Source organism: Vibrio sp. 10N.286.48.F5 (genome assembly GCF_041469785.1).
Classification (GTDB): Bacteria; Pseudomonadota; Gammaproteobacteria; order Enterobacterales; family Vibrionaceae; genus Vibrio; species Vibrio crassostreae_C.
The window spans coordinates 161,054-180,054 of sequence record NZ_JBFRLG010000004.1 but is presented as its reverse complement, the minus strand read 5'-3'; the positions used below and the strand labels follow the sequence as shown (position 1 = coordinate 180,054).

The 19,001-nt window shown below is 44.7% G+C and carries 15 protein-coding genes; 5 read left to right on the top strand and 10 right to left on the bottom strand.

Annotated features, from left to right (window positions below; genetic code table 11):
• Positions 1-78: 78 nt before the first annotated feature.
• Positions 79-2,919, top strand: coding sequence for an Hsp70 family protein (locus tag AB4185_RS03530; RefSeq protein WP_372134858.1), 2,841 nt, complete (start codon positions 79-81; stop codon positions 2,917-2,919).
• Positions 2,920-3,090: 171 nt separating this feature from the next.
• Here the strand turns inward: AB4185_RS03530 and AB4185_RS03525 are convergent, their stop codons facing one another.
• From AB4185_RS03525 to AB4185_RS03490, 8 genes are all read right to left on the bottom strand, one after another.
• Positions 3,091-3,306 (bottom strand): hypothetical protein, encoded by a 216-nt coding sequence (locus AB4185_RS03525; RefSeq protein WP_012604204.1) that lies wholly within the window; start codon positions 3,304-3,306, stop codon positions 3,091-3,093.
• Between the two features lie 268 nt (positions 3,307-3,574).
• A complete protein-coding gene (locus tag AB4185_RS03520) occupies positions 3,575-4,048 on the bottom strand; it encodes a DUF2947 domain-containing protein (protein ID WP_017060433.1) in 474 nt (157 codons plus the stop codon).
• A gap of 152 nt (positions 4,049-4,200) precedes the next feature.
• Positions 4,201-4,788, bottom strand: coding sequence for a ribosomal protein S5-alanine N-acetyltransferase (gene rimJ, locus AB4185_RS03515; RefSeq protein ID WP_065584184.1), 588 nt, complete (start codon positions 4,786-4,788; stop codon positions 4,201-4,203).
• A gap of 18 nt (positions 4,789-4,806) precedes the next feature.
• Positions 4,807-6,351: a transcriptional regulator TyrR gene (gene tyrR / locus AB4185_RS03510; protein WP_372134856.1), complete on the bottom strand. Its 1,545-nt coding sequence runs from the start codon at positions 6,349-6,351 to the stop codon at positions 4,807-4,809.
• Positions 6,352-6,474: 123 nt separating this feature from the next.
• A complete protein-coding gene (locus AB4185_RS03505) occupies positions 6,475-7,527 on the bottom strand; it encodes a YcjF family protein (protein ID WP_102333205.1) in 1,053 nt (350 codons plus the stop codon).
• Positions 7,528-7,541: 14 nt separating this feature from the next.
• The gene (locus AB4185_RS03500; protein ID WP_108149991.1) at positions 7,542-8,915 is read right to left on the bottom strand and encodes a YcjX family protein; all 1,374 of its coding nucleotides are present in this window, start codon (positions 8,913-8,915) and stop codon (positions 7,542-7,544) included.
• A 229-nt stretch (positions 8,916-9,144) separates the two neighbouring features.
• A complete protein-coding gene (locus AB4185_RS03495) occupies positions 9,145-9,330 on the bottom strand; it encodes a hypothetical protein (RefSeq protein ID WP_004734731.1) in 186 nt (61 codons plus the stop codon).
• A gap of 164 nt (positions 9,331-9,494) precedes the next feature.
• A complete protein-coding gene (locus AB4185_RS03490; protein WP_102320448.1) occupies positions 9,495-11,012 on the bottom strand; it encodes a fumarate hydratase in 1,518 nt (505 codons plus the stop codon).
• A gap of 254 nt (positions 11,013-11,266) precedes the next feature.
• Between AB4185_RS03490 and pabB the strand changes: the two genes are divergently transcribed.
• Complete coding sequence (pabB, locus tag AB4185_RS03485; protein ID WP_372100855.1) at positions 11,267-12,646, top strand: aminodeoxychorismate synthase component I; 1,380 nt, start codon at positions 11,267-11,269, stop codon at positions 12,644-12,646.
• A 142-nt stretch (positions 12,647-12,788) separates the two neighbouring features.
• Here the strand turns inward: pabB and AB4185_RS03480 are convergent, their stop codons facing one another.
• The gene (locus AB4185_RS03480) at positions 12,789-14,507 is read right to left on the bottom strand and encodes an ATP-binding protein (RefSeq protein ID WP_372134854.1); all 1,719 of its coding nucleotides are present in this window, start codon (positions 14,505-14,507) and stop codon (positions 12,789-12,791) included.
• A 1-nt stretch (position 14,508) separates the two neighbouring features.
• The gene (locus tag AB4185_RS03475) at positions 14,509-15,051 is read right to left on the bottom strand and encodes a heme NO-binding domain-containing protein (protein ID WP_017060423.1); all 543 of its coding nucleotides are present in this window, start codon (positions 15,049-15,051) and stop codon (positions 14,509-14,511) included.
• A 303-nt stretch (positions 15,052-15,354) separates the two neighbouring features.
• Between AB4185_RS03475 and AB4185_RS03470 the strand changes: the two genes are divergently transcribed.
• The 3 genes from AB4185_RS03470 to AB4185_RS03460 all read left to right on the top strand — a co-directional run bounded on the left by AB4185_RS03470 (position 15,355) and on the right by AB4185_RS03460 (position 18,999).
• Complete coding sequence (locus tag AB4185_RS03470; RefSeq protein WP_065584175.1) at positions 15,355-15,954, top strand: CoA pyrophosphatase; 600 nt, start codon at positions 15,355-15,357, stop codon at positions 15,952-15,954.
• A gap of 309 nt (positions 15,955-16,263) precedes the next feature.
• Positions 16,264-17,517: an aromatic amino acid transport family protein gene (locus AB4185_RS03465; protein ID WP_372106222.1), complete on the top strand. Its 1,254-nt coding sequence runs from the start codon at positions 16,264-16,266 to the stop codon at positions 17,515-17,517.
• A gap of 120 nt (positions 17,518-17,637) precedes the next feature.
• Positions 17,638-18,999: an L-serine ammonia-lyase gene (locus AB4185_RS03460; RefSeq protein WP_017060420.1), complete on the top strand. Its 1,362-nt coding sequence runs from the start codon at positions 17,638-17,640 to the stop codon at positions 18,997-18,999.
• Positions 19,000-19,001: the final 2 nt, after the last annotated feature.

Below are 19,001 nucleotides of genomic sequence, written 5' to 3'. Positions count from 1 at the left end.
AATGACGTTTACGAATAACAACAATAAGACCAAAGCTATCAAAAAACTGGTCATCACTCTGGAAGAATAAGGTTTTGTATGGCAACTCCTCGTTTTTTAGTCGGCATTGACTTAGGTACAACCAATACGGTTGTCGCTTACTGTGAAATCAACGACGACCTACAACATGCTCCCGTTTCTCTTTTCGATATTGACCAACTCATCGGCCCCGGTGAAGTGGTTCGCAAGCCCTTACTCCCATCCTTTCGTTACCAACCAGCACAAGGTCAAATCTCCCCTTCCGATCTCACCATGCCTTGGGAACCGAGCTTAGTTGAAGGCGATATTCAAAATGTCATCGTAGGCGAATGGGCACGAGAATTAGGTGCTAAGGTTGAAGGTCGCCAAGTATCGAGTGCTAAAAGCTGGTTATCTCACCAAGCGGTTGATCGTAACTCCGACATTCTGCCGTGGGCTGGCGCAGCTGATGTCGATAAAGTCTCGCCAGTTGTGGCGAGTGCAAGCTACCTCAACCACATTCGCCAAGCATGGAACTACCGTAACCCGAGCAACAAGCTGGAAAATCAAGATGTTGTGGTTACCGTTCCGGCTTCCTTCGATGAGACAGCACGTAAGCTGACACTCGAAGCGGCAGAACTTGCGGGCTTAGGTAAGATTCTATTACTCGAAGAGCCGCAAGCCGTTTGTTATGACTGGTATGCCCGTCACCAACAAACCGCAGCAGATGAACTTCAACAAATTCCGCTGATTCTAGTGTGTGATGTTGGCGGTGGTACCACCGATTTAAGCTTAATTGAAGCCAAATTCGATGCGAACACCGACGGTAATAACGAGCTCGCACTCGACCGTATTGGCGTTGGAGAACACTTGATGCTCGGTGGTGACAACCTCGATTTAGCGCTTGCTCACCTTGCAGAGCAACGCTTCAATCAAAACAAAAAGCTGAATGCTTCTAGCCTAACCAAACTAATTCAACAAACTCGCGCCGCAAAAGAGAGCCTGCTTTCTGCCAATGCGCCCGATGATGTAAAGATCACCATGCTGGGCAGCGGTTCAAAACTGCTTGGCGGTACTAAGAGTATTGGTTTAACTAAACAAGAAGTCCATCAAATCGCATTGGAAGGTTTCTTCCCGCTTTCTGAGTTTACTGAAACACCCGACAAACGCCGCAGTGCTGTGGTTGAGTTTGGTCTGCCTTACGTGGCTGACCCTGCGGTGAGTAAGCACGTTGCAGAATTCCTAGCAACACACCAACAAGTGTCTAAAGCCGCATTGGAAAACTCAGGCTCTGTTGAGTTCGATGACACCAAACCTGCAATTCCAGTTGGCGTGCTGCTCAATGGTGGTGTGTTTAACAGTGAACTGGTAACAGAGCGAATTACTCAGCTACTGGGCAACTGGAACGGTTCTCCTATCACAGTGCTTGATAACCCTCATCCAGATTGGTCTGTTGCCCTTGGCGCGGTTGCCTTTGGTAAAGCACGCCGCGGTGCACAGCTGAAAATCGGTGGCGGTGCTGCCCGTTCTTACTTCTTGCATCTGCAAGAGAAAAACAAGATGGGTAAAGCGCTTTGTCTGCTTGCCAAAGGAACCGAAGAAGGCCAAGAGATACGCTTGAACAGCCGTCGTTTCTCGCTGACTTTAGGTGAGCCAGTACGATTTAATCTTCTGACTTCAACACACGATCAAATTGCTCATGACACCGCCATTCAAAACGGTGTGATGGTCAATGTGGATGCCGACTTGTTCTCCCCTCTCCCACCGTATATTTCTACGCTGGAAGGCTCAGGTACTGCAGAACTTCAAGCCAACCAAAAAGAGCGTGTTGAAGTACTGCTCGCTTGTCAGTTAACCGAAGTCGGCACATTGAAAATGGAGTGTGTGAGTATAGAAGATGACTCTAAGCGTTGGTTGCTTGAGTTTGAAGTAAGAAACAAGCAAGGCGATGAATCTGATACCTCCGCGCTTCACCCAAGATTGGAAGAGTGTAAGGAGTTGATTTCTCGCCTGTACAGCGGCAACAAGAAGAGTGCTGAATCGAAAGAGATCAAAACACTATCGAAAGATCTTGAGAAGCGACTAGGTAAACGCGATGAATGGGACTTCACGACCCTTCGTCATCTATTTGATACCTTCTCATTAGGTCGTAAACGCCGCCGTCGTTCAGAAGCACACGAGAAGAACTGGCTACGTTTGGCGGGATACTCGCTACGTCCTGGCTTTGGCGATCCGACTGACTCATGGCGTATCGAACAGATTTGGGGCCTTTACCAACAGAACATTCAGTTCAAGAACCACCAAGGCTGGACAGACTGGTGGGTATTCTGGCGTCGTGTCGCTGGTGGGCTAAACCAAGAGCAGCAAGAGAGTATCTTGGCTGACATCGCTAAATACCTTCACCCAGGTGCAATGAAGAACCCTAAGACAGCCAAAGATGCGCAAGATAATGGTTATGAAGCCATGGTCCGTTTAGCGGCGTCACTTGAGCAACTTGAGGTTGAAGACAAAGTGCTGCTGGCAAGTTGGTTCTTAAGCAAAGCGATCAACCATAACCAATTTGAACAGGCTCACTGGTGGGCTCTGGGTCGATTGGCTTCAAGAACACCTTTGTATGGTAGCCAACACAGCGTAATTCCTAGAGAACAAGCTGAACAGTGGTTACCAAAACTGCTTGAACAGAACTGGCAGAAAGAGCAGATGATCGCCTTCGCAGCGGTGATGATTTGTCGAAAAACCGGTGACCGTCAGTTTGATATCTCTGACGACTATCGCAATCAAGTGATTGAGAAGCTTAAGCAAAGCAAGGTACCTGACTCATGGTTAACACTAGTGAGTGAAGTGACTGAGCTTTCTGAGAGTGAATCTAAGCGTGTGTTTGGTGATGCGTTACCAAGCGGATTAAGCCTAATCAATAACTAGGTTTGAAAACGATTAGCTTTCGTTGCTAATGGTAAAGAAGCTAGCAAGAAAAGAAAAAGCCACTTTCGATTCGTTGAAAGTGGCTTTTTTATTGGTGGCTTAAGGCTGGTATGTGTAATCGACTTATAGCTTTTTGGTTAAGAGCCTTAGCCGTGTTGCAGTTCATCATTGTTAATGTTTGGTTCCAGTTGGGTTGATAGGAAAATCCGTATTTTCATAAATGTCAGATAGTTTTTTCGGTTTCTTCTCTTTTGCTCCTTTGTTCGATTGATTATGAGTTTCGCTTAAAAGCCATTCCTCATGCATTTTTGCTGAATCCAAAAACTCTGGATCCTCCATTGCTTCCTTGCGAAGTTTATTTACACGTTCGAGAGTATCCCAAATCATAATACTTCACCTCCACTAAGGCAGTAATATAAAGATAGCTCAACCCCATGAAACTTCAACTAACCCAATGAGATAGCGATCTCAATTTCGTAATTCACTCGCTTTAAATGAGTGGATATGGTCACCTTTAGTTGGGCTCAAATAGTGGGTCTTTCCCCATGATCTTCGAAGATCATTAGGCACAAAAAAAGCGAGCTCGATGCTCGCTTTTTGTTTATCTATCTGTTGCTCGGATTACCAGCACTAGCTCGATTAAATCACACCGAGGTTAAGCACGGTTACCAATTTTCACCTTGCCATTGGTAGCAAACCAAAGGGCTTCTGAACGACGACGACCGATTAAAATCGGGCCATCATCGTAGAACAAAAAGTTCTTCCAATGCTTCTTGAAAATCGCCCATTTGGTTTCAAGAACATTGTACTTTTCATAACAAAAATAAACAGTTACGTCATCTTGCCAATCAATAAAGTTAAGAATCTCTTCTGGCATTTCAGGCTCATCCGCTTCCCAATGCGCCATCCAGCTGATCTCTTCATTCCAGTTCGATGCTTTGCTTGGCCAGTCTTGCGAGCTCAGTCGTTCTGCGTCTGGGCTTTGAGGGCTCACGTTCTCTTTCCAGAACTGAGATGCTCTCGCCTGTGTCATTGGCTTAATCTTTTCCAAGTCCTCTGCCGGCAGCGGCATTGACTGGTGTGTGAAAATCCATTTTCTTTGGTATTCGTCCAAAGTTGTGTATGACATCAAAATTCCTCAAATATCTTCTCAGGCTGATGGATTTACCATGCCTATCTGTTCTTTTTGATGCAGTGACGGTTTCATTTTATCTATGTCGTCACTGCCTCTAAATCTGTATTTACGCTTAATTGGTACTTACGCCTAATGACTATTGATCTCTATACAGCGCGTCTATCTTCCCAGTTTGGGTTAACTAATGCCGTCAGTATATGGTCTTCCCATTTACCGTTAATCTGTAGGTAGTCTTTAGCAAAACCTTCTCGGACAAAACCAAGATGTTCTAATACGCCAGCACTGCGTTCGTTGTGAGGCATGTAGCCCGCCATTAAGCGGTGCATGTTCTGCACATCAAACATGTAGTCTTTGGCCATGTTCAAACCTCTGCGCATGTAACCGTGGCCCTGTGCACTTTGCGCCAATGAGTAACCGACATTACAAGCGTAGAACGGGAAACGAGACAAATTACTGAACGATATGGTGCCTAACATTTCATTAGAGTCAGCGTTAATCAGTAAACAGTAATAGCCTAGCCCCATTTTATGAAGCTCGTTTAACTTGATCAGTCGCTGCGCCCAACTCGCTCTATCAAAGAACGCGTCTTCGCGAATCGGTTCCCAAGGTTTCAGATACTCTCTGTTAACCTGAAAGTACTCGCTGATCATGCCAGCATCATCGATTTCAGCCGTGCGTAGAATCAGATTACCATCATGCTTATAAATGCGCTCTGGTGTACTCAAATCTTCCATAATCTTGTTCTTATTCGATCAGTTCTTTCTGATACCGTAATCACGAAGCTTATTCGCAATTGAGGTATGAGAAACATTCAAACGTTTTGCTAGCTTACGGCTTGATGGGAAAGACTGATAAAGCTTCTCTAGAATCTGAGATTCATAGTCTTTCATGATTTCATCGAGCGAGCCGTCTAAGCTCAGGTTCGCCATTCCAGCCGTCATTGTTTCAAGCTGTGGCAAATGGAATTGCTCAACCGTTAGTGTGTCTGAATCTAGCTCTGTTAGTGCACGTAGAACCATGTTGTCTAACTGGCGAATGTTGCCCGGCCATTGGTAATTACCAAGCTGGTCGATCAGCTCTTGAGTCAGTTTTGGTTTTAACATACCTAACTGCTGCGCGTACTTTGCAACGAACAGTTCCAACAGTGGCGCTACGTCGTTTGAGCGTTCACGCAATGCAGGGATAGACAGAGTCAGCACGTTCAAGCGGTAGAACAGATCTTCACGGAACGAGCCCGAGTCGGCTAATTCAGAAAGACGGTGGCGCGTTGATGCAATAATACGAACATCCGCGTGCATCTCTTCTTCTTCACCAACACGACGGAATGAACCATCTTGTAGGAAACGCAGCAGCTTGATTTGAAGATGCGGGCTCATCTCGCCAATTTCATCTAAAAATACCGTACCGCCATTCGCTTGCTCGAAAATGCCTTTATGACCTTGCTCATGGTTGAATGAACCCGGCGCATGACCAAACAATTCCGTTTCCGCTACGTCATCAGGCATCGATGCACAGCTTAGAATCAAGAATGGGAAAGACGATCGATTTGAACGGTTATGACACGCTTTCGCCAGCATCTCTTTACCCGTACCTGTATCGCCTTCAATTAATAGAGGCTGATCCAGCATAGCCAATTTCCTAGCTTGGCTGATCAAGGCTTTATGGCGATTAGAGACACCAACAAAGTGTTCAAAACCCAGGTTGTTCTGTTCTGGGATTGAATCTGGCGAGTTCATCTCTTGATTACAAGAACGAATCGTCATTACTGCGCTTGCCAGTACCGCTTCGTTGACATCACCACCAAGGTAAATCGGCAGGATCTCAATAGAGAAATCTAAGCCATCTAACACGACAACTTCACGATGGCGCGTTACATCGCCTTCGATCCAACGAGCAAAGTTAAAACTAGGAACAAACGTCGAGAGCGGTTCACCGATGACTTCATCTTCTTGTTTGTTGAAGAGGCTCAATGCGGCGTGGTTAGCCATATCGACTGAGCCTTTAAGGTCAATCGCAATCACAGGATCAGGTAGGTTTGCCAGCAGAGCAATCAGCTCTGTGTTATGCCTTTCGCTTGGCATAAATTGGATTTTACGTACATCCTTCACACCTGAAATTCGGCGAATTTCAGCCATAAGTTCACTAAAAGCATCAAAATCAATATCAGGGCAGTTTAGATAAATAATACCTTTAACATCAATTTCGATTCCTCTTAAATCAATGCTTTTTGAGGCCAAGATATCGAGCAACTCACGCGTTAAGCCGAGTCTGTCTTCACACAATACTTCAAGACGCACAAATAGTCCTATTATAGGTGTCAGGATAAGTTGACAGTAGTGTGGATTAAGCTCTGAGTTCAGTCAAGAAGAAGAGTAAACATATGTTTACTCTTCTTCTCAAACTATTGAGCTTCAAATGCTTTATTTAAGAGTGATACGCTTTATTTCAGAAAGGACGGCTTTGCGGAGGTCTGCCAGTTTTACTTTTCGTTCGTTATGCCAAGGCATAGGACGCAGCAATGTCATGGCTTTTAAGCCCAGTCTTGCAGTAAGGATACCGACACCTAGCCCCTGCCCTGCTCGAGCTGAGACTTTGCCTGCAAGATCCATCGAGACGAGATCCATACTTGCATCAATCGCGAGCTCACTTGCTCCTGCAGCGGCCATGTTGATTAACACCAGTTTAAATAGCTTAATGCGAGACCAGTAGCCAAGCTCAATGCCATACACATCAGCAAGCTTGTCTATCATGGTGAAATTCCGCCAAGCCACCAACAACATATCAGCCGCCGCCAATGGACTCACCGCGACCAAAGCCGCCGATTCGGTCGAAAACTTAGTGACGATTTGAGTCGCTACTTTGTCTTGTTGACTCACGACTAACGCATCGTACATATCCAACACTTCTGCATCACTGTGTGCTGGGTTAATGCTGTTTCGCCACTTATCGTACGAAGGAGACTCAGCGATAATGCCACCTTGCTTGGCGATGTTTTCACAGAACGCTTTGCCCTTGCCGACACTTTGACTTTGGAGTAGCTCTTCACTCTGCTCTTGCACACTAAAGTGATCTTTAAGTGAACGCAGTTTCCACAGCTCTTTGCCTATTGCGCCTAAACCCAATGAAGCAATGGCAGCAATGAAGCCTGCCCAACCTAACGCCAGCCAGTCAGCCGATTGAATCGCGGTAATGACCGAATCAATTGCCTGCCATCCAACTAGGCCAGAGAAAGCGACCAATAAACCCGTTCCAAACCACTTCTTCTTTTTGCTCGGTCGAATCACTTGTTCCAATTGCTGCTCAGCTTCACCATCAAGATCAGCTTTCACTTGCGGTGCGACAGGGACAAATTTCTCTTGCTCTGTGAACAGTTGTTGAGCGCCTAAATCCGGGCCAACGTCACTCTTGTCTTGCTCATCAAAAGAGGTCTTCAACGGTTCATTAAAGACCTGCTTTGTTTTTAATTCACTCATTTTGATTGCCTCAATTACTTCAACTTGTCGCCAATGAGATACTCTAAAACCTTGTCGACTCTTAGATGTTGGCAAGGCTCATCGGAATGTTGCTCCATCGGTCTAAAGCTCGTGAAATCAAACTGGTTGGTTTCCCAATACTGTTTATTAGGCAACTTACGCGGCACCTCTCCCGGATACATGGTTTGAGGGACATTATCCAAAGTCACACCTTGCAACGCCGGAACATTGTCTGAACCCGACGAGATATAACCCGCGCTGGTCGCTTGAATAGACGCGATACTCATACAACTCATGTCGATGTGTTCAAACGCCGCCTGCTGCCAAGCTGGATGCACCATCTGTTGTAACAGTGACACCAAGTTCGGATGTTGATCCGGTGTCACGTGGTCAGCTTTTGTGGCTGCAAACAAGATCTTGTCGATCTTCGGCGCGAATAAACGTCTTAAGATATTGCTTCGACCGTACTTAAAGCTCTTAAGTAACTGTTCTAACGCGCCACGCATGTCCATGAAAGAGTCATAGCCCGCATTAAGTGGCTGTAAGCAATCCACTAGCACGATTTGTCTGTCGAACGTCGCGAAGTGATTCTTGTAGAACGCTTTGACGACCTTCTGTTGATATTCTTCATAACGCGCTTTCAGTACCGCATAGTTACTTGTTTTTGAGAACTTACCCTCAGGTGCGATGCACGGGAAGAATTGCAACACAGGCGCGCCTTCAAGCTCACCGGGTAATACGAATCGACCCGGTTGTACCCAATGCAGCCCGTTACTTTTACAAGTATGAAGGTACTGAGTGTAGCTATCGGCAATCGCGACCAGTTTCTTTTCGTCCGCTTCTGCTAGCAAATCGATATCACCACGCATGGCGTTCCACTGTTGCGAGTAAGTTTCTCTGTCGCCTTTCAATGCGGCAAACTGAAATTGGCTCCAGGTATCGAAGTCCATATCCAGTAACGGCAAATCAAGCAGCCATTCACCTGGATAATCGACAATATCGAGATAAAGGGTGCTGTTTTTACTCAGTAGCTTTTTCGCGCCCTTCGCAGGCTTATATTTGATTGCTAGACGAATCTCACTGACATCACGCGTTGGCACTGGCCATTCTGGTGGCTGTGCATTCAACGACTCCATCGCTTCATCATAAGAGAAGCGTGGAATCATCATGTTGTGTTGCGGGATGCGCTTTGCGCCAATAATTCTTCCATCTCTCGCAGATGCAAGCAGTGGCAAGTTTTTGTGGGTAGACGTATGAAGAAGCTGATTAACCAGCGAAGTAATGAATGCTGTCTTACCCGCACGAGAGAGCCCCGTGACCGCTACTCGAATATGAGAATCCGTTCCTCTGCTTATAAAGTCACTCATTTCTTGAGTTAGGTGTTTCATTTGAACGACTCCGTGATAGTTAGGCTAGCTGGTTATGATAATAGAAAGGCAAGCCTATGTTCTTTCCCTGTTGGGATAATATGTATGCTTTTGCTTTTGCTTTTGCTTTTGCTTGTTCTTTTACTAATAGTAATGAGTATGCAATACACATTCTTAATGCTAGATGAATAAAAGCCCCTGACTACATTCATAATCAGGGGCTTTAGAATTTTTGCACGATATCCGACGTCTAATCGTCTTCAATCAACTTGTAGATAACAAACAGTGCAATCTCTGCAATTAGCCAAAGCGCACATGTAATCGTCACGTATTTATTATCAAAGATACTGATCCCTTTCAAGATCAGGTCGTAGCCAACAAAAGCACCAATCACCACTGCCAAGATAATCTGTAGGATCTGAATAAAACGAGGCATTCCTCTCTCCTATGTTCTTATATCAAACTATGTGTTTATCACTATATCATTGATAATAAGACAAAAGTGCAGATAATGCTGCACTTTTGTCTTTAACTTTCTGTCAAAAATTGCAATTCAAACGCTGAAGTTAGCGACAATTACGATTTTTTGGCGTCGATTAATTACGCTTTCTCAGCTTCAGCAATCTTCACTTTCCACGTGTCAGGGCCGATCTGGTGTGCGTTCACGCCGTTAGAGTCAACCGCTACCGTTACAGGCATATCTTCAACTTCAAACTCGTAAATCGCTTCCATACCGAGATCTTCAAACGCAACAACGCGTGCTTTTTTAATTGCTTTTGCGACTAAATAAGCTGCACCACCAACCGCCATTAGGTAAACCGCTTTGTGCTCTTTGATTGATTCAACCGTTGCAGGGCCACGTTCCGCTTTACCGATCATGCCCATAATGCCAGTTTCGTTCAGCATCATGTCAGTGAACTTATCCATACGTGTTGAAGTTGTTGGGCCCGCAGGACCTACCGCTTCATCACCTACAGCATCAACAGGACCCACGTAGTAAATGAACTTGCCTTTGAAATCAACGCCGGCTGGTAAGCCTTCGCCGCTTTCTAGCATGCCTTGAATACGTTTATGAGCAGCATCACGACCGGTTAAGATCTTACCTGACAGAAGAACCGTTTCGCCGGTCTTCCACTCTTGTACGTCTTCTTTAGTCACTTCATCAAGGTTAACACGACGTGTATTTGCGCCCGCTTCCCAAGTGATGTCTGGCCACTCTTCTAACTTAGGTGGCGTTAGCTCTGCTGGGCCGCTGCCATCTAGTGTGAAGTGAACGTGACGCGTTGCTGCACAGTTCGGGATCAAACATACAGGCTTAGAAGCAGCATGAGTTGGTGCTGTTTTGATTTTTACATCAACCACAGTAGTGAGACCGCCAAGACCTTGTGCACCAATGCCAAGCTTGTTTACACGGTTGAAGATGTCTAAACGAAGCTCTTCTTCTGCGTTCTCAGGACCTTTCTCGATAAGCTCTTGGATATCGATGTGTTCCATCAAAGATTCTTTCGCTAGCACAGCTGCTTTCTCAGCCGTACCGCCGATGCCTATACCTAGCATACCCGGTGGACACCAGCCTGCACCCATTGTTGGTAACGTCTTCTCTACCCATTCTGCAATATCATCAGAAGGGTTCAACATAACCATCTTGGTTTTGTTCTCAGAACCGCCGCCCTTAGCCGCGATTTGAATTTCAACTTTGTTGCCTGGAATCATATTAATGTGGACAACCGCTGGTGTGTTGTCTTTGGTATTAATACGCTTACCTGCAGGGTCCATTAGGACAGATGCACGCAATGGGTTATCTGGGTTGTTGTAAGCTTGACGAACGCCTTCATCAACCATCTGTTGTACTGTTTGATCCGTTTCCCACCTAACATCCATACCGATGTTCACGAAACAAGTAACAATACCCGTATCCTGACAAATTGGACGATGGCCTTCCGCAGACATGCGCGAGTTGATAAGAATCTGAGCGATCGCATCTTTAGCTGCTTGGCTCTCTTCTTTCTCGTACGCTTTTTCTAGGGCTTGGACAAAGTCTAAAGGGTGATAATAAGAAATGTACTGAAGTGCGTCAGCGACACTGCTGATCACATCTTGCTTACGAATAACCGTCATTGCATGCCTCTTTATTGTTCTGGTTCCATGTGGGTTCACAGTTTGACTATATGTGCCAAATCGAATTAGGTGGTTTAGCTTTTTATTGTGTTGAGCTGTATTTAGTTGCTTTAGCAATCGCTTGCATAGCTTTAAACTAAACCACTTGGATTACTCCGTTCTAATCAAGAACCCATTTTATTTTCAATTTATGATACTCTTGCTTCCTCTCACACGCCATGCAGTGATCGAACTCTTTGTCACAAATTAAACAAATGAATAACAACGAATTTCGCTCTATCCAAATCAAGCCGCTTGAATATCAATCAACTTTAGCTAAACAGCTGTTTTCTCATATTGAAAACCTGCCGTGGGCAATGCTATTACGCTCCGCTTCAGAAAGCCACGTTGATAGTCGATACGATATTTTAGTTGCTCAACCCATCGCCACCTTCGAGACAATCGGTGCAGAAACGACCGTTAATGTTAATGAGACGTGCGAGGTTTCAGACTCTGATCCTTTCGAACTACTCGACCAATATCAGCAACAATTATTGCCTGCGACTAAAGAGCACACTCAGTTGCCATTCGTTGGCGGCGCTTTAGGCTATTTTAGCTATGATTTAGGGCGCAGAGTCGAGACACTTCCATCACTCGCAAAGCGTGATATTGAAGCACCTGACATGGCAGTTGGCTTGTATGAATGGGCTGTTATCGTTGACCACCAATTGAAAACGGCGTGTATTGTCGGTAGCAATATCGATGAACATCATGATTGGCTAATGCAGCAGATGGCTCAATCACACCTATCACATGCGCCCTTTGGGTTAACCACACCGTGGCAATCCAATATGAGCGAAGAGAGCTACGCCACTAAGTTCGATAGTGTTCAAGAGTACCTGTTATCCGGGGACTGCTATCAGATTAACTTAGCTCAGCGCTTCAATGCCCAATACCAAGGTAGTGAATGGCTGGCTTATGACAAGTTAGAACAGTACAACTCAGCGCCCTTTTCGGGTTTTATCCGTTTGGCCGACTGCGCAATCATCAGTGTTTCGCCAGAGCGTTTCTTAGAACTCAAAGACAACGTCATTGAAACCAAGCCAATCAAAGGCACACGACCTCGTTCTGAGGACCCGATGATTGATAATGCCAACGCGCAAGACCTAGCAAGCGCCGATAAAGATCAGGCGGAAAACTTGATGATCGTCGACCTACTTCGTAATGACATTGGCCGAGTAGCAAAACCGGGCACAGTGCATGTACCAAAGCTCTTCGATATTGAAAGCTTCCCTGCCGTGCACCACTTAGTGAGCACGATACGAGCGGACCTTGATGACCAATACTCTGTAACTGACCTTCTGAGAGCCTGTTTCCCTGGAGGCTCGATTACTGGCGCACCAAAAGTTCGCGCGATGCAGATCATTGAAGAGTTAGAACCGCATCGACGTTCAGCGTACTGCGGCAGTATTGGCTACATCAGCCGAAATGGCAGAATGGATACCAGTATTACCATTCGTACATTAGTCGCCGAGAACAACACGCTTTATGCTTGGGCTGGCGGTGGTGTGGTATTTGATAGTGATTGTGCTTCTGAATACCAAGAAACACTGGATAAGCTGAGTCGAATTCTACCGGTACTTGAAGATTGCTAAACCTAGTGTCATTAACTGCGAGTTCCGTAGCTTAACGGCTAGCAAAAGTTCGATATAAAAAGAAACCGAAGGATCGTAAGATCACTTCGGTTTTTTAGTCTGTAAGTTAGAGTACATAACTCACAACGCTTTATTCGCGTGTTTAAGCGACCTTCACCGCAGAGACACCCCACTTCTTAAGCATCTCTTTCAGATCGTTGGCGGTGTAAGGTTTACTCAAAATGTCATCCATCCCACACTGAATACAACGTTCGCGTTCTTCAAGTGTCGTTCCGGCGGTCAGAGCCACAATAGATTTAACGTAACCCTTCTCTCTTAGCTTCTCTGTTGCTTCAAACCCGTCCATAACAGGCATTCTGCAATCCATGAATACAATATCGTATTCATTGTCTGACGCGAGTTCAAACCCTTCGACACCATTGCTTGCGATAGCAGGTTCAATCTCATGTTTACGAAGCATTTGCTGGATGATGATCTGGTTCATCTTAATATCATCAACCACCAGCACTTTAAGTAGTGACAATTCCGCCTCATACTCAAAGCCCTTGGCGACACTATCACTCTCTGCCGGAACATCGACAACTTGAAGAGGAATCGAGATGGTAAACGTCGTGCCTGAACCAACGACACTGGTCACCCCAATATCACCATTCATCAGAGCCACCAGTTTGCGACAAATCGCTAACCCAAGTCCTGTACCCTCATAGTTCCGACTACTTGAGTTATCTGCCTGCGTAAAAGGTTCAAACAGCGTCTTATGTGCTGATTCAGCAATTCCGACTCCAGTATCTTCTACAGAGAAAACAAATTGGTTTTTGTCCCATTCGATATCGACATTCACATGTCCTTCTTCTGTAAATTTAATCGCATTACCGATTAAGTTCACAAACAGCTGAGTGATGCGCTCTAAATCACCTTGGAAATGGGAGGGAACATTTGACGCAACACTGATATTAAATTCAAGCTGCTTCTCGATTGCTCGATTGACGAAAATACTATCAATCGTGTTTCGCAAGTCATTCAGGGCAAATTTCTTTGGAATAAGCTCTAACATCCCTGCGTTAATTTTGCTGTAATCCAATAGATCATTAATGATGGTTCGGAGAAACTCTCCAGATTGGCTCAGGTTGTTCACTATCTCACGCTGAGAGCTATTCAGTTCGGTATCACTGATCAACTCGGCACTGCCTAGTAAGCCATTAAGTGGAGTTCTTAACTCATGATTAATCATGGCCACAAAGTCACGCGTTGCCCTTTCGGACTCTTCCGCTCGTTTACGTGATTCAATATTTCGGTTGATTGCTAGTTGATGGGTTAAGGCACTGCAGATAAGGTCCGTGACCAACAACAGTTGGCTTTGGATAAACTCGTAGTCTTGGTCTAACAACCTGACTCTGACGATTAACGCACCAACTATGACTTTTTCAACCTCTAAGGGCACGGTCAGTAGGTTGTCTTGCCAATGAGGTTCTTGAATGTCTTGCTCTAACACCTCGACAGTCTCATCGCCATAATCATAGGTCTGTAACTGAGGGATGAGCTTGGGAGGTAGAATCAAACGACTGGCTTCGATTAAGTAACTGTTAGTCACGTTGGTCGTTAGTTCAGATAGCATGACATCATCGAGATCATTTCTTAGAAACGCGCGCCCAAAATCAATCAACAGGTTGTCGATTTGTTCTTGGAATTCAATGCGGCGTATATTCGCGTTGGAGCGCTTTTCTAACTGACGCAAAGCAAGCTCAAGCTGTTGGTTAGCCTCGAACAGTTCGAGGCTCTTCTGTTCCAACAATCCTTCAGCCGCTTTCCTTGCTGCGATTTGACGCTTAAGCTTCTTCTCTAGGGCAGATACCAGATCCATATTACTTTTCTACTTTGAGATTAAACCTAACCACGCTTTGGTCATCATTTTGTGGCGTCATCTCCACCGCGATAGATTCACCGTGGTATTCAGCACATCCTTCAATAAGCCCTAAGCAAACATGAGACATACACCTTGCGCTTTTGTAGTCAAAAACAAGTTGTGCTTCGGTCGTGGTGATAAAACTGAATTCAGGTGGCTCAGCATCCGGATAGAGCTTCTTCACTTCAACATGAATGTAACGCTCTACGTGCTGAATAAATTGAAAGGTGGTATTGCTGTGAGCAAGGCTCGCTTTATTCGGTAATGAGGCCAGTAAGTTCTTAAATACAGACTGCCCAAACACGCGTTGCAAGCTTGCCGCATCAATATCGGTTTTCTTACTCAAGTTGATAATCAACCTGACAAGGTCTTTGTGGTCGTAACTGCCGACCGACGTATAGATTCCTTCATCTTCTGACATTTCTAGAACTTCTTCCAAAAGCTCTAGCCCAAACTTGTCTTCAACAAGCTCTAAAAATTCGGTGAATATGATTCCTTTCATCTCATACCTTTTCTTCTATTTCTTTTTAGAATGGTCCACTAAGTTATTGTTATCAAATTCTTAAACAAAAAATCTACGTTTCGTCACCCAATTTTATGACATCGATAACGCTTACTCGCCTGTATGCACATATTGAATATAGCAAAAATCGTCATTTTGAGGAGATTCATCGGTAAACAGCCCCTCATGACGCCCAATTAATAACTAAAAGAGGGAAAGTGAATGAAGAAAAACTCAATATTGGTAATCAACCCACGGTTATGTCTATAATTAAAATCATAATAATCAATATATTGGCTTGATATGAATAAAGAAAACTTCCTTCAGCAATTCCAACTTAACCCTACCGTTGGCTATCACCCAGAGTCAGTAGAGCGTGTTTCGCACATCAGTGGCGAGCAATTACGTAAAGCGGCAGTGGTGGTAGGTTTAGTTGAAAGAGAAGATGGTTTACATGTCATTTTTACTAAAAGAGCGGCTCATTTAAAGCATCACCCCGGCCAAGTCAGCTTTCCTGGTGGTAAACACGAACTTTCTGACCCTTCTATGCAATTCACTGCACTCAGAGAGCTCCATGAGGAGGTGGGAATTCGATCGGATCAAGTTAAAATTGTTGGGCAATTACCTGCATTGAGTACTATTAGTAAATTTTCTGTGACGCCGATTGTTGCCATGGTCGATCCTGACTATGAAGCCATCATTGATGAGAACGAAGTTGCCTCAATTTTTGAGGTACCCGCTACCTATGTTTTAGACCAAGCCAAGTTACACAGCCACACTGTTAACTTTAAACAAATCAAGCATCGGGTTTTTGCGATGCCTTTCCAAGAGCACCTAATTTGGGGCGTTACGGCGCAAATTATCCAATCGCTGCAGCAACACGTACTGCAACGAATCACATAGCAACTACGTTTTGTTTAATCTCTGTTAACAAAATCCAGACTTTCTATGGAACAGATTTATTAATGCAATTTTACGCAAACGTTTCCCTGGTATAAATCTATACAACCCCGCCTTTCGAATAAATAAAACTAATACCAGGCATAAACATAAATCACATGTAGCACGCCATTTTCGTGATCAAAAATTCGTTTTTCGCATATCATGTGACACGCCGTTTCATTACATGATTTAGATCTATTTTTTGCAGAAGAAAATTCTGCAGAATTAGCCCCGACTTATTTCCTGTTCCCAAAAAATGAGTAATTTAACATGAACACAACAACTTCTTCGGCAAATGCCGTTAAAGATTCAAGCAAGTTTAACTATAAAGATTTTACCTGGTGTTTATCACTATTCGGTACAGCAGTTGGTGCTGGCGTACTATTCCTTCCAATCAAAGCTGGTGCGGGTGGTTTTTGGCCATTAGTTATCCTAGCTCTAATTGCGGCACCAATGACTTGGTTCGCACACAAATCTCTAGCTCGTTTCGTACTGTCTGCTAAAAACCCTGAAGCTGATATTACAGACACAGTTGAAGAGCACTTCGGTAAGACTGGCGCAAACATTATTACTTTTGCTTACTTCTTCGCTATCTACCCGATCGTTCTTATCTACGGTGTTGGTATCACAAACACAGTTGATTCTTTCCTAGTAAACCAAATGGGTATGGAATCTATTCCTCGTCCTCTTCTTTCTGGTGCACTTATCCTTGCTATGACAGCAGGTGTTGTATTCGGTAAAGAGCTGATGCTTAAAGCAACTTCAGCAATGGTTTACCCACTAGTATTCATCCTACTAGCGCTATCTTTTTACCTAGTTCCTGATTGGAACACTTCAATGATGGAAACAAGCCCAGAATGGTCAGCAATGCCTTCTATTATCTGGCTTGCGATTCCAATCATCGTGTTCTCTTTCAACCACAGCCCAATCATTTCACAGTTCTCTAAAGAGCAACGTCGTGTATACGGTGAAGACGCAGTTAAGAAAACTGACGCGATCACTGGCGGCGCAGCAATGATGCTGATGGGTTTTGTAATGTTCTTCGTATTCTCTGTAGTGCTTTCTCTATCTCCAGAGCAACTAGCAACAGCACAAGCACAAAACATCTCTGTTCTTTCTTACCTAGCTAATGTTCACGAGTCTCCACTTATCTCTTACATGGGTCCTCTAGTAGCGTTCGCAGCGATTACTTCTAGCTACTTCGGTCACTTCCTAGGTGCTCACGAAGGTCTTGTTGGTCTAATCAAGTCTCGCTCTGGTTCTTCAATCTCTAAGATTGAAAAAGCATCTCTAGCGTTCATCGTTGTTACAACTTGGATTGTTGCAGTAGTTAACCCAAGTATCCTAGGTATGATTGAAACAATGGGTGCTCCAATGATTGCAGCTATCCTGTTCCTAATGCCTGTGTTCGCGATGCAGAAAGTACCAGCTATGGCTAAGTACAAAACTTCAGCACCTGTGCAAATCTTTACAGCTTTATGTGGTCTAGCGGCTATTAGTTCTGTAATCTACGGCGCTCTTTAATCTCAAGCCCTTTTTATAAGATGGCATCCATCTTATATCGCGAGATTAGACAAAAAATATAATGATAATAAATGAGCCTCCCTACTCCCCTTGGGAGGCTCTCTTTTTGAGGTAATCGCTATGATTAGTGTATTTGATATCTATAAAATCGGTGTTGGTCCATCGAGCTCACACACAGTTGGACCAATGAAAGCGGGTAAAGAATTTATTGATGACCTACGTTCAATGGGAAAATTGCGCGACATCACTAAAATCACCGTGGACGTATATGGATCACTATCACTGACAGGGAAAGGTCACCACACAGATATCGCAATCATCATGGGTCTTGCTGGCAATACTCCTGAGCGTGTTGATATCGATTCTATTGCTGGCTTCATTGCTCGCGTAGAAGAAACTGAGCGCCTTCCTGTTGGCATGCACTGTCATACAGTATCGTTCCCACGCGATGGCGGTATGAACTTCCACACTAGCAACCTTTCTCTACACGAGAACGGCATGAGCATTCATGCATGGGTTGGTGACGAAGTTGCATACTCAAAAACGTACTACTCAATTGGCGGCGGTTTCATCGTTGACGAAGAGAACTTCGGCAAAGAAGAAGAAAACCCAATCAAAGCACCTTACGAATTCACAACAGCTGAAGAGCTGGTTAATCAGTGCAAAGAAAGCGGTCTTTCTATCAGTACACTGGTTATGAAAAACCAAGCAGCGTTCCACTCAGACGAAGAGTCTCGCACTTACTTCGCTAACATCTGGAAAACTATGCGTGAGTGTATGGATCGCGGTATGAATACTGAAGGTATCCTGCCTGGTCCACTACGTGTTCCTCGCCGTGCAGCAGCACTTCGCCAACAGCTAATGACTTCAGAAAAAACAACCAATGATCCAATGTCGGTTGTTGACTGGGTAAACATGTTTGCTTTCGCAGTAAACGAAGAAAATGCAGCTGGCGGCCGTGTAGTAACGGCACCAACAAACGGCGCATGTGGCATCATCCCTGCTGTATTGGCTTACTACGATAAGTTCATCCAAACAGTGACAGAGAAAGATTACATCCGTTACTTCGCAGCTTCTGGCGCGATCGGTGGTCTTTACAAGCGTAACGCTTCAATCTCTGGTGCTGAAGTTGGCTGTCAGGGTGAAGTTGGTGTGGCATGCTCTATGGCTGCTGCTGGTCTTGCTGAGCTTATGGGTGGTAGCCCTGAGCAAGTATGTATGGCTGCAGAAATCGGCATGGAGCACAACCTAGGTCTAACATGTGACCCAGTTGCTGGCCAAGTACAAGTACCATGTATCGAGCGTAACGGTATTGCTGCAGTTAAAGCAATCAACTCGACTCGTATGGCACTTCGTCGTTCTTCTGCTCCTACTGTTTCTCTAGATAAAGTTATCGAAACAATGCTAGAAACAGGTAAAGACATGAACGCTAAATACCGTGAGACTTCTCAAGGTGGTTTGGCTGTTAAGGTTGTTTGTTGATA